The 12374-nt window shown below is 71.6% G+C and carries 9 protein-coding genes; 3 read left to right on the forward strand and 6 right to left on the reverse strand.

Annotation, left to right across the window (positions count from 1 at the left end):
* Window positions 1-11 precede the first annotated feature (11 nt).
* Window positions 12-1586, reverse strand: coding sequence for a glutamine-hydrolyzing GMP synthase (gene guaA / locus ACIGDI_RS12770; protein ID WP_399894618.1), 1575 nt, complete (start codon window positions 1584-1586; stop codon window positions 12-14).
* A gap of 320 nt (window positions 1587-1906) precedes the next feature.
* On the opposite strand from guaA, the gene ACIGDI_RS12775 reads away from it, so the two are divergent.
* Window positions 1907-2188, forward strand: a complete 282-nt coding sequence (locus ACIGDI_RS12775) for a chorismate mutase (protein ID WP_200705907.1) — start codon at window positions 1907-1909, stop codon at window positions 2186-2188.
* Window positions 2189-2739: 551 nt separating this feature from the next.
* On the opposite strand, the gene ACIGDI_RS12780 is transcribed toward ACIGDI_RS12775, so the two are convergent.
* Window positions 2740-3867 (reverse strand): hypothetical protein, encoded by a 1128-nt coding sequence (locus tag ACIGDI_RS12780; protein ID WP_399894621.1) that lies wholly within the window; start codon window positions 3865-3867, stop codon window positions 2740-2742.
* Window positions 3868-4096: 229 nt separating this feature from the next.
* Between ACIGDI_RS12780 and ACIGDI_RS12785 the strand changes: the two genes are divergently transcribed.
* Window positions 4097-5116, forward strand: a complete 1020-nt coding sequence (locus ACIGDI_RS12785) for an LAETG motif-containing sortase-dependent surface protein (RefSeq protein WP_399894624.1) — start codon at window positions 4097-4099, stop codon at window positions 5114-5116.
* Window positions 5117-5188: 72 nt separating this feature from the next.
* Here the strand turns inward: ACIGDI_RS12785 and ACIGDI_RS12790 are convergent, their stop codons facing one another.
* The 4 genes from ACIGDI_RS12790 to ACIGDI_RS12805 all read right to left on the reverse strand — a co-directional run bounded on the left by ACIGDI_RS12790 (window position 5189) and on the right by ACIGDI_RS12805 (window position 11397).
* Window positions 5189-6970, reverse strand: a complete 1782-nt coding sequence (locus ACIGDI_RS12790; protein WP_399894627.1) for a GMC family oxidoreductase N-terminal domain-containing protein — start codon at window positions 6968-6970, stop codon at window positions 5189-5191.
* A 42-nt stretch (window positions 6971-7012) separates the two neighbouring features.
* Complete coding sequence (locus ACIGDI_RS12795; protein ID WP_399894630.1) at window positions 7013-8626, reverse strand: succinic semialdehyde dehydrogenase; 1614 nt, start codon at window positions 8624-8626, stop codon at window positions 7013-7015.
* 104 nt (window positions 8627-8730) lie between these two features.
* A complete protein-coding gene (locus ACIGDI_RS12800; protein WP_399894633.1) occupies window positions 8731-10440 on the reverse strand; it encodes a serine/threonine-protein kinase in 1710 nt (569 codons plus the stop codon).
* Window positions 10441-10488: 48 nt separating this feature from the next.
* Window positions 10489-11397, reverse strand: coding sequence for an MBL fold metallo-hydrolase (locus ACIGDI_RS12805; RefSeq protein ID WP_399894637.1), 909 nt, complete (start codon window positions 11395-11397; stop codon window positions 10489-10491).
* Window positions 11398-11468: 71 nt separating this feature from the next.
* On the opposite strand from ACIGDI_RS12805, the gene ACIGDI_RS12810 reads away from it, so the two are divergent.
* Window positions 11469-12371 carry an AraC family transcriptional regulator gene (locus tag ACIGDI_RS12810; RefSeq protein WP_399894640.1) on the forward strand — a complete coding sequence of 301 codons (903 nt, stop codon included), beginning with the start codon at window positions 11469-11471 and terminating at the stop codon, window positions 12369-12371.
* The last annotated feature ends 3 nt before the right edge of the window (window positions 12372-12374 follow it).

Raw genomic sequence — 12374 nt, forward strand, 5'->3', positions numbered from 1 at the left:
CGTCAGGGGGCTCACTCCCACTCGATGGTGCCCGGCGGCTTCGAGGTGACGTCGAGGACGACGCGGTTGACGTCCTTGACCTCGTTCGTGATGCGGGTGGAGATCTTCGCGAGGACGTCGTACGGCAGACGCGACCAGTCGGCCGTCATGGCGTCCTCGGAGGAGACCGGGCGCAGCACGATCGGGTGGCCGTAGGTGCGGCCGTCGCCCTGGACGCCGACCGAGCGGACGTCCGCGAGCAGGACCACCGGGCACTGCCAGATGTCGCGGTCGAGGCCGGCCGCGGTCAGCTCCTCGCGGGCGATGGCGTCGGCCTCCCGGAGGAGGTCGAGCCGCTCCTTGGTGACCTCGCCGACGATGCGGATGCCGAGGCCCGGGCCGGGGAACGGCTGGCGCTGGACGATCTCCTCCGGCAGGCCGAGCTCCTGGCCGACCATCCGGACCTCGTCCTTGAACAGCTTGCGCAGCGGCTCGATGAGCTGGAACTCCAGGTCCTCGGGCAGGCCGCCGACGTTGTGGTGGGACTTGATGTTCGCGGTGCCGGTGCCGCCGCCGGACTCGACGACGTCCGGGTAGAGCGTGCCCTGGACCAGGAACTCCACCGCCGGGCCCTCGTCCGCGATGATCTCCGCCTGGGCCTGCTCGAAGACCCTGATGAACTCGCGGCCGATGATCTTCCGCTTCTCCTCCGGGTCCGAGACGCCCTTCAGGGCGGTCAGGAACCGCTCCTCCGCGTCCACGACCTTCAGCTGCACGCCGGTCGCCGCCACGAAGTCCTTCTCGACCTGCTCGGTCTCGCCCTTGCGCATCAGGCCGTGGTCGACGTACACGCAGGTCAGCTGGGAGCCGATGGCCTTCTGGACCAGGGCTGCCGCCACCGCCGAATCCACGCCGCCGGACAGACCGCAGATGGCGCGCCTGTCGCCGACCTGCTCGCGGATCGCGGCGACCTGCTCCTCGATCACGTTGCCGGTGGTCCACGACGGGGTCAGGCCCGCGCCCCGGTACAGGAAGTGCTCCAGGACCTGCTGGCCGTGCGTGGAGTGCATGACCTCGGGGTGGTACTGGACGCCGTAGAGCTTCTTCTCGTCGTTCTCGAAGGCGGCGACCGGGACGACGTCCGTGGAGGCCGTGACGGAGAAGCCCTCGGGGGCGGCGGAGCAGGCGTCGCCGTGCGACATCCACACGTGCTGCTCGGCCGGGGTGCCCTCGAAGAGGGTGGAGGACGCCTTCGACACGTGCAGGTCGGTCCGGCCGTACTCGCGGGCGCCGGTGTTGTCGACCGTGCCGCCGAGGGACTGGGCCATCAGCTGGAAGCCGTAGCACATGCCGAAGACGGGGACGCCGGCCTCGAAGAGCGCGCGGTCGAGGCGGGGGGCGCCCTCCTCGTACACGGACGAGGGGCCGCCGGAGAGGATGATCGCCGCCGGGTTCTTGGCGAGCATCTCCGCGACCGGCATGGTGCTCGGCACGATCTCGCTGTAGACCCGGGCCTCGCGGACGCGACGGGCGATGAGCTGGGCGTACTGCGCGCCGAAGTCGACGACCAGGACGGTGTCGGTGGCGGCTGGGGTCGCTGATGACACGGGTTGCCTTCCGGCGGTGAGCGAGGGTGTGTGTGCGGCCGAGTCTACCGGGCCCGGCGGGGCCCTCTTCTGGGCAAGCCCGTCTCAGGATGCGAACCGTCCTGGACACCCCCGCACGGCACGGCATACTGGCCGCATGCTTCAGCAGGCGACCTTCCTCTTTACCTATGGCGACCGGCCCACCGGCTGCCATGGTCGTGCTGCTTGAGCAACTGACAAGCGACTTCCCAGGCGCCCCGGGCCGACAAGGTCCGGGGCGCCTGTCGTTCGCGGACCTTTCCGATCCGGGGCACCGACTTCGATCCTTCGAGGAGCCCCGCATGACCGCCATCGACGTGACCGGCGCCCGTACCCCCGAGGCCGCGGACGTGATCACCGGCGCCCGTGAGCGCATCGACGCGCTCGACGACCGGATCATCGGTCTGGTCCAGGAACGGATGGCCGTGTCGGCCGTGATCCAGGAGGCACGGATCACCTCCGGCGGACGGCGCGTGAACCTCTCGCGCGAGATGGACGTCCTGAACCACTACAGCGGGGCGCTCGGCAAGCCCGGCACCGCCCTCGCGATGACCCTGCTCGAACTGTGCCGCGGTCGCATCTGAGTTCGTATGCCTTCTCACCCGTACGGCGCGTGACCGCCCCGCGGGCCGCTTCGTTGGTGGGGTGTCCGTGCCAGCCAGGGGCGGGCCCGAAAGAACCACGCGTGGCTTGCTGGAGCGATGAGACGTACGGGTCGTGCCGTGCGTCGTGGGACCTCGCTCCAGGGTTGTGACCGGACGGCAGGGGACAGCAGCCCGGTCACCCAAGTAAACGGTCGGCTCCGGGGACGCCCGGGGCCGACCGGCGGAAAATGCAAAAATGCACAACCCTGGGTCAAACGGTTGCGGAGGCCGCGTCCATCCAGCACGATGCGTAGAAAGCCCAAGTCCCCTCGCAGTCAACCGCATTGCATGTCCCTCAGCACTGCCAGAGGTCCATACCTTCCGTGCGCCCCAAGTGCGCCGGGGAGGCGACCCAGGGCGCACAGAGGGCACACGAGACAAGCGGCGCAACCCCCCGGCGCCGCTCCCAGGCACCGACGCTGCCCTGACGTCGGTGCTGACGAAAGAAGGGCCCCGCGGCCGCGTCCGCGGGGCCCTTCGCATGCGTGGGATCAGGTGCGGCTGACCGTGCCGCAGGCGTCGTCCTGGCCGATGACGCGGCTGCGGTCGTACGGGTCGACCGACGGGCCGGTCGGACTGGCGCCGTCGGCCGGGACCTGGGAGGGGAACCGGGGGTGCAGATAGCCGTCGTGGATGCCGCAGGAGGAGTTGCCGGCGTCCTCGACGTAGCGCACGAGGTTCAGGCGCCCCGGGGTGGTCCGGTAGTGGGTGGGGTCGGGGAGTTCGGCGTCGATGACGCGGCGCACGATGGTGCGGGTGACCTCCGTGGAGCCGTCGGTGCGGACGACCGGGTAGACGAAGGTGTAGTCGGCGTGCACCGCCACCCCCGCGAAGTCGCCCTTGTGGAAGGTGATGCGGCCGCGGACCTTGACCACCTTCCCCGCCGGCTTCACCTCCTTGGGATCGAAGCGGCTGAAGAGGGACAGCGGGTCGTCGGCCTCGCTGGGCGCGCGCAGGGCCGTGGTGAGATCGTCGAGCAGGGCCGGCTGCTTCGGGTCGAGCACCGAGAGCGCGGCCTCGGGACGGGCGCCGGACAGCACCTTCGGATCGAGGTTGGCGTCGACCAGCAGCTTCCTCGTCCGGCGCAGGGCCAACTCCACCCGGTCCTTGGAGACCGAGCCGAGGGCGGTGGCCTTCGGCAGTACGATCCCGGCTTCGCCGTCGGCCCAGCGCTCCGCCGGGGAGCCGGCGAACGGGCGGGCGAGGGTGGGGGTTTCGGGATCCGCCGAGGAGGGCGCGGCGGTCGGGGCGGCGGTCTCGGCGGGCAGCGGTGAGGCGGCGGCCGGATCCGGGTCGCCAGCGCCGAACAGGTGGCCCGGCAGCAGCGACGGCTTCATGGCCACGACGGCGACGGCGGCGGCCAGCAGCACGCCCAGCACCGCCCACCCCTTGCGGGGACGGCCGTTGCGACCCGCCGCCGTGGGCCCGGCGCGCCAGTCGGCCGGTGACTCGCCCCGCGCCTCCTGCTGCCGCAGCCGCTCGGTGACCATGCGGGCTCGCGCGGACGGCTCCTTCGGGACGGAGCCGTGGTCCCGGAGGAACTTCTCCCAGACCTCGTCGGGTACGGACGGTTCCTCGCCGGAACCGGATCTCGGCTCGTCGGACGGTTTGTCGGCCACGGCGCCGGCCCTTTCTGCGTCACGCGAAGTCGTCGAATGATTCGAACTGGTATCGATCGAACTGTGTGTCGCCTGTCGAGCAGAAGAGCGTACGTGATCCAGGGCACATAAAAAATCTGTGAAGACGCGCACAACCTTTCACAGGCCTCACTGATCCAACTTCGCGAACAAGGGCCACACCCGCGCCCCACACGCGGAGCCCTCCACACTGGACTCCTTGGGGTTTTCGATGAAGCTTCGCCGTGCCATGGGTGTCGCGGCCGCGACCGCGGTCCTCGCTCCTCTCGCGCTGCTGTCCGCGCCCGTCGCGTTCGCCGAGGACGGCGACACCACCACGACGTCCGCGACGCCCACCGACACCGCGTCCGACACGACCTCCGCGACCCCCACCGACACGACGTCGGCGACTCCCTCCGACACCGGCCTTCCGTCGGACTCCGCCTCGGCCACCGACTCGACGTCCCCGAGCGCCACCGAGAGCGCGTCGGCCTCGGCCGAGCCCTCCGTCTCGGCCGACCCGAGCGACGAGCCGACCGACCCCGACGTGCCCTTCTGCGAGGACGTCGACAAGAACTACGAAGGCGCCAAGGTGTCCGCGGACATCAAGGGCCTGCCCGGCAAGATCGTCGCGGGCGACGGGTTCCACTCCTTCGAGCTGACCGTCACCAACGACGCGAAGACCACCGTCGAGGGCGTCGCCTTCTACGCCGAGGTGGAGAACTACGAGCTCGACGAGTCGAAGTTCCTCAGCCCCTACGTCGACCTGGAGTTCAAGAACCCCGAGACGGGTTCCTGGGACCGGATCGGCTCCGACGAGTGGGCCGGTGACTACTTCTTCTACGTCGACAAGCTGAAGGCCGGTCAGAGCCAGTCCGTGGACCTGCGCGTCAGCATCGACGCCAAGGCCCCGGCCGGCGACGCCTACTCCTTCGGCTCCGGCGCCTACCTCGACAACATCGAGGGCCAGGACTGCATCGCCGAGGGCTGGGCACAGTACGACTTCGAGGTGCTGAAGGCCGGGTCGGCCAACCCCGACCCGGGCACCGCCACCCCGGGCGGCAACGGCAGCAAGGGCGGTTCGGTGAAGAAGCCGCAGGGTGAGATCTCCGACCTGCCGACCGGCAACCTCGCCGAGACCGGCTCCAGCTCCGCGCTGCCCGTGATCGGCCTGGTCGGCGGGGTCGCCGTCGTCGCCGGTGCCGGTGCGGTGTTCGCGGTGCGCCGCCGCAAGGCCGGCGCGGGCGCGTAACCACGGCTCGCCGCAAGGACGGAAGAAGGACCCGCGCTCGGAGGGGAGCGCGGGTCCTTCTTCCGTTTCACGTCACTTCTTGGGCGGCACCGCCGGCATCCCGAGGAACGGCAGGCGCAGCGCGCCGAACGCCTCCGCCGGGACCGCCGGGCTCTTGGGCTCGACCGGGGCGAGACGCCGGTACGCCTCCCCCTGCGCCGGACGCGGGTCCTCCTCGCCCTTGTTGGGCCAGTACGACATCGCGCGCTCGGCCTGCGCGGTGATGGTGAGGGACGGATTCACGCCCAGGTTGGCGGAGACCGCGGCACCGTCGACGACCGAGATGCCGGGGTGCCCGTAGAGGCGGTGGTAGGGGTCGATGACGCCGGTCTCGCGGGAGGAACCGATGGGGCAGCCGCCGAGGAAGTGGGCGGTGAGGGGAGTGCCCATCAGTTCACCGACGTTGGAGCCGGCGAAGCCGTTGATGTCGGCGGCGATCGCGGACGCCGCCTGCGAAGCGGCCTTGATCTGCTTGGGGTTGGGGGCGCCGTGCCCCTGCCGGGCGGTGAGCAGGCCCTTGCCCACCCCGTCCGGCTTCAGGTACGTCGTCAGGGAGTTGTCCAGCGACTGCATCACCAGGCCGATGATGGTCCGCTCCGACCAGCGGCGGTTGGAGAGGGAGCGCAGGACGAGAAGGGGATGGCGGGCGGCGTTGCGCAGCCAGGCCAGCGCCCTGGACGAGCCCTCGGCGTACGGCACCTGGAGGATGGACAGGCCGCCCATCGAGTTGGATCCCTTTCCGTAGCGGACCGGCTCGATGTGGGTGTTCTCGTCCGGGTGGATCGACGACGTGATGGCCACTCCGCGGGTGAAGTCGACCTGCGGCTCGCCGGTGGCCCTGCGGTAGCGGCGGTTGTCGGTCTGGGCGCCGACCAGGGCCTCGGAGTTGGTGCGGGTGAGCTCGCCCAGCCGGTCGGAGATGTGCGGCAGCTGACCGTTGGCCTTCATGCGGTGCAGCAGGGTCTGGGTGCCGTAGGTGCCGGCCGCGATGACGACCCGGCGGGCCTTGAGGACGCGGCCCCTGGAGGACTTGCGGCGGTCGTCGGTCGGCAGGGTGGCGACGGCGTAGCCGCCCTGGGAGTCGTCGGTGATCGAGACCACCGTGGTCATGGGGTGCACGACCGCGCCCGCCTTCTCGGCGAGGTGCAGGTAGTTCTCGTTGAGGGTGTTCTTCGCGCCGTGGCGGCAGCCGGTCATGCACTCGCCGCACTCGGTGCAGGCCTTGCGGGAGGGGCCGGCGCCGCCGAAGTAGGGGTCGTCGACCTGCTCGCCGGCCTTGGCCCTGGTCTTGCCGTCGGCGTCCTCGCCGTCGCCGAAGAACACGCCGACGGGCGCCATGTGGAACGTGTCGCCGACGCCCATCCGCTCCGCCGCCGCCTTCAGGTGGACGTCGGAGGGGGTCATGGTCGGGTTGAGCCGTACGCCGAGCATGCGCCGGGCCTGGTCGTAGTAGGGCTCCAGCTCCTCCTGCCAGTCGGTGATGTCACGCCACTGGGGGTCGTCGAAGAACGGCTTCGGGGGGACGTAGAGGGTGTTGGCGTAGTTGAGCGAGCCGCCGCCGACGCCCGCTCCGGCGAGGACCATGACGTTGCCCAGCAGGTGGATGCGCTGGATGCCGTACATGCCGAGCTTGGGGGCCCACAGGTAGTTCTTCAGGTCCCAGGAGTTCTTCGGCAGGCTCTCGCGGGTGAAGCGGCGGCCGGCTTCCAGGACACCCACGCGGTAGCCCTTTTCCGTGAGGCGAAGGGCGGTGACGGAACCGCCGAAGCCGGAGCCGACGACGATGACGTCGTAGTCGTAGGTGTCCTGTGGCACGTGCTCTCCTCGTCGAGAACGGGTGGTCGGGAACGGGTGTGCCTACTTGAAGCGCAGGGCCTTCATCAGCCGCAGGCTGCGGCTCATGAACGCGGCGTACTTCTCGTCGTCCATCCCGAGCGACGGGGCCATCGGGAGCAGCCGCTGCTGGGCCACCGTCTGGGCCTCCGTGTACTTGAGGATGCCCTCGGAGCCGTGGCGGCGGCCGAGGCCGGAGTCCTTCATGCCGCCCATCGGTGACTGGACGCTGCCGTAGGCGGGCGCGTAGCCCTCGTTGACGTTGACGGTGCCGGTGCGCAGGCGGGCGGCGACCGCGCGGCCGCGGGAGCCGTTCTTCGTCCAGACCGACGAATTCAGGCCGTACGCGGTGGAGTTGGCCTGCTCGATCGCCTCGTCCTCCGTGCTGAAGCGGTAGATGGAGACGACCGGGCCGAAGGTCTCCTCGGTGCACACCGCCATCGGCTCGGTGACGCCGTCGAGGATCGTCGGCTCGAAGAAGTAGGGGCCGATGTCCGGGCGGGCGACCCCGCCGGCGACGAGCTTGGCGCCCTTGGCGACGGCCTCGTCGACGTGCCGGGTGACGGTCTCCAGCTGCCGCTCCCCCACCAGGGAGCCCATGTCGGCGCCGTAGGCGAGCGACCTGCCGAGCCGCATGGCCTTGGTGCGGGCGGCGAAGCGCTCCAGGAAGGCGTCGGCGATCGACTCGTGGACGTACAGCCGCTCGATGGAGATGCACAGCTGGCCCGCGGAGGAGAAGCAGGCGCGGACGGCGCCGGCGGCCGCCTTCTCGATGTCGGCGTCCTCCAGGACCAGCATGGCGTTCTTGCCGCCGAGTTCGAGGGAGACGCCGACCAGGCGGGCGGCGGCGCCCTGGGCGACCTCGCGGCCGGTGCGGGTGGAGCCGGTGAAGGAGACGTAGTCGGCGTGCTTGACGATCTCGGGGCCGACGACCGGACCGTCGCCGATGACGACCTGGAAGACGTCGGCGGGCAGCCCCGCCTCGATGAGCAGGTCGCGGGCCCACAGGGCGGTCAGGCAGGTCTCGGTGTCCGGCTTCATGACGACCGCGTTGCCCGCGGCGAAGGCGGGCAGCGCGTCGCCGACCGACAGCTCCAGCGGGTAGTTCCAGGGGGCGATCTGGCCGACGACTCCGCGCGGGTGGCGCAGCTCGGTGACCCTCGTCAGCGTGGGCATGGCGCCCGCGTGGTGCTTGGGCTTGAGGTAGGAGGGGGCCTTGCGGCCGTAGTGGCGGGCCGCGACGGCGACGGCCTGCACCTCCTCGTGGGCGTGCAGCCGGGCCTTGCCGGTCTCCAGCTGGATGAGGTCGAGGACCTCCGCCTGACGCTCCAGGACCAGGTCGTGGAAGCGGAGCAGGACGGCGGCGCGCTGCCGTACCGGCGTCTGCTCCCACACCGCCTGGGCCCGCCGGGCCGCCTGGAAGGCCTTCTCCACGTCCGCGGGCGTGGACTCGGGCAGGTCGGCCAGCTTCTCGCCGGTGAACGGCGTGTGGTTGGCGGTGCGGCCGGAGCCGACCACGCCCTTGGTGAGCTGGGCGACCAGCTCGGGAGTGACCACGTCAGCGGCCGTACGGGCGCCCTCAGGGGCGGGGGCGAGGGGATTGGTGCCGGTCTTGGCCGGGGCCTGCGCGTCCGTCATGAGGCGCAGGGTATGCCGCGGCGGAGCCTTTGGGTACCCGTCGGTAACGCGGCTTCACCGAGTACTCACACGGCGCCAGTGGTCACTGGCAAGGTTTGCGCTGATCAGGGCGTTGGGCGGGCGGAGGGGGCGGTGGTACGGCTTTTTCCGATCACGAGCCGGTCACGGGCCTGCTTGAACACCGCCATGCCCTTCCGCTCGCTGGGGGTGCCCTTCGGCATGTCCACGCGCAGCTCGTACATGCGGTCGTCCTCGGTGACGACGAAGAGCTGCACGACCCGGGTCGGGGTCTCCTTCAGTCCGTAGGCGGTGTCGGCGACGGCCGCGTCGAGGTCCTGGTAGCTGGTGCGGTACTGCGAGCCGCTCGCGTCGTCGTAGGCGCCGTTCCAGGTGTCGAAGGCCTTCTTCGCGGCGTACAGCGGGTTACCGGGGGCCCGGTCCCACTCGGTGAGGCGGACCTGGACGAGCCCGGTGTCGTAGACGACGAGCCGGGGCCGGCCGCCGGTGCCGCCTTCGCGGGCGGACTCCTTGTACGCGGCGGGGAGGGAGAGGACGGCGTCCATGTCGTTCTCCGAGTGGGCCACCCAGCCGCCGGTGATGGCGGAGGGGGTCGGGCGGGCCGGGGCCGACCGGTAGGTGGCGGTGTGTTCGGTGACGGACTGGCCGCCGGGCTCGGCGAACCGGGACGCGGTGAACCAGGTGCCGCCGACGAGCAGGGCGGCGACCGCGGCGAGAGCGACGCGACGGCGCAGGACGGGCCGCTTCGGGGCGGGGGCGACGGCTGCCGTGGCGGTCTCCGGTTCCGGTACGGCCGCGGGTGCCGCCGCCTCCGGTGCCGGCAGGGCCGCGTGTACCGCCTTCTCCGGTGCCGGCCCCGCTCCGCCCAGCCGCACGGTCCGTGAGTCGTCGCCCAACTTGCGCGGAGAAGACGGCTCCTGAGGTTCCGTCACCTCGTCACTCGCGACGACCGGCACCGACCGCCCCTCGGCCACCGCCTCCAGGACGGCCTCCGTCTCCTCCGCGCCGGGCCGCTGCTCGGGGTCCTTCACCAGCAGCCGTGCGATCAGCGGCCCGAGCTCGCCGGCCTGTTTCGGTTCGGGCGCCTCGGAGGCGATGACGGCGGCGAGGGTGGACTCCACCGTCGTACGCCGGAACGGCGAAGCCCCTTCCACGGCCGCGTACAGCAGGACGCCCAGCGACCACAGGTCCGAGGGGGGACCGGCGCCGCGGCCCGACATCCGCTCCGGCGCGACGAACTCCAGTGAGCCGACGAACTCCCCGCTCATCGTGAGGGATTCCTCGCCCTGCACATGCGCGATGCCGAAGTCGGTGAGGACGACGCGGCCGTGCGGGCCGAGCAGGACGTTGGCGGGCTTGACGTCGCGGTGCACGATGCCGACGGCGTGCGCGGCGCCCAGGGCCCTGAGGACGGCCAGGCCGATACGGGCCGCTTCTCGGGCGTCCACCGGGCCGCGCCGCAGCACCTCGTGCAGGGACTCGCCGCGGACCAACTCCATCACGATCCAGGGGAGTCCGTCCTCCTCCACCACCACGTCGTGGATGGCGACGGCCGCCGGATGGTCGACACGGGCGGCGGCGCGGGCCTCGCGGTAGAGGCGGTGGGCGGCCCGCTGCCGGTGCTCGTCCAGCGGATCGCCGGGCAGCCGGGGCTCCTTGACGGCGACGTCCCGGTCCACGAGCTCGTCGTGGGCCTGCCACACGGTGCCCATGCCGCCGGATCCGATGCGCTCGGCCAGCCGGTAGCGTCCACCGAGCAACCGGCCCTCGCGCGTATGTTCACCGCCTGCACTCATGCCTCATGACTACCGTGCGGGGTGCGGCCTTGTCGACGCGGCGCGGTACTACGGCGTCCGGTCGGCCACCTCGAACGAGCCTCCCCTGCGCCGCACTTCGACGACACCCGCTCCGCCGAAGTGCGCGGGCACCACCAACTCCCGCTCGTCGGCGGCCCGTTCCAGCACCCGCCGACGGCTGGCGACGGCCCGCTCCGGGTCCAGGCAGAAGCAGCTGCTGCACTCGGGGCGCAGGATCTGGACCGGGCTGTGCAGCAGATCGCCGACGAAGACGGCGCGTTCGCCGCGGGAGGCCACGCGCAGCACCGAGGAGCCCGGGGTGTGCCCCGGGGCCGCTTCCAGGGTGAGGTTCTCGTCGATCCGGTGGTGCCCGTCCCACAGCCGGGCCTGCCCGGACGCGTGCACCGGGGCGACGCTGTCCTCGTAGATCAGCCGGTCGTCGGGGCGCAGGCCGCCGCCGTAGCCGCCGCGGGGGCCGAAGTGGTGGTCGTCGGCGGCGGGGAGGAGGTAGGTGGCCTCGGGGAAGGTGGGCGTCCAGGTGCCGTCCACGTCATGGGTGTTCCAGCCGACGTGGTCGCCGTGGATGTGGGTGTTGACCACGAGGTCGACGTCCTCGGGCCGCACACCGGCCAGCGACTCCAGCCGCGCGGGCAGCCCCACGCCGCTCTGCCGGTGGAAGAAGGGGTTCCCGGGCCGCTCCCGCCCGTGTCCGACCCCCGTGTCCACGAGCACGGTCCGTCCCGCGCTGCGCAGCACCCAGGTCTGCAGGGCGACCGTGGCGCGCCCGGTCTCCGGGTCCCAGTGGTCGGGGCTCAGCCACCGGCGATTGCCCTCCCACACCTCCGCCTCGGCGCCCGGGACGAGCTCGCGGGCGGGAACGTACGGCGCCCGCCATTCGACGACCCTGCGGACCTCGACGTCACCGATCATGAAACCCTGCGTGTTCTCATCAGCCATGCCTCCACGCTAGAAGCGCGGACATGAGCTTTCCAATGCTTCTTCGGCTCACTTCGATACGCTTGTGTCTCATGGACGTGGTGAGTGACGCGATCTCCGCCGTGCGCATCGGACAGCCCTCCTCCAACCGGCTGCGGGTGGGCGGGAAGTGGTGCACACGGCTCGCCCCGTACGACGGGGCCGGGTTCCATGTCGTCCTGGCGGGCGGCTGCTGGCTGCTGCCCGACGGGGGCGGTGAGCCGGTGACGCTGGGCGCCGGGGACGTCGTACTGCTGCCGCACGGGGCGGGGCATGTGCTCGCGGACTCGCCCGGGGACACGGCGGCCGCGGTGCCGTTCGAGGAGATGCGCCGGCCGCCGCGCGAACCGGACGGGCGGGGCGAGGCGGAGCTGCTGTGCGGCAAGTACCGCCTCGACAGCAGCCGGGTGCACCCCCTGCTGGCGGAGCTCCCGCAGGTCGTCCACCTGCCCAACCGGGTCGGCGCGCACCCCGAACTCCGTTCGGCCGTGGACCTGTTGGCCCGCGAGCTGGACGAACGGCGCCCTGGGTCGTGCCTGGCCCTGCCGAGCCTCCTCGACCTGCTGCTGGTCTACATGGTGCGGGCGTGGATGGCCCGGGCGGAGACGGGAGCCTGGCCGACGGTGTTGAGCGATCCCGTGACGACGACCGCGCTGCGCGCCCTGCACACCGATCCGGCCGCCGCGTGGACCAACGACCGGCTGGCGGCGGAGGCCGGGGTGTCGCGGGCGACGCTGGCCCGCCGCTTCACGACGCTGGTCGGCCGGCCGCCGATGGCCTACCTGACGTGGTGGCGACTGACCCTGGCGGCGACCCGGCTGCGCGCCACGGACGCGCCGCTCGCGGCGGTGGCCCGGGAGACCGGCTACGGGACGCCGTACGCTCTCTCGCACGCGTTCAAGCGGGAGTTCGGGATGACGCCCGGCATGTACCGCAGCCGGCTCGCGTCCGCCTAGGCC

It is taken from the genome of Streptomyces sp. NPDC085900 (assembly GCF_044540925.1).
Classification (GTDB): Bacteria; Actinomycetota; Actinomycetes; order Streptomycetales; family Streptomycetaceae; genus Streptomyces; species Streptomyces gilvifuscus.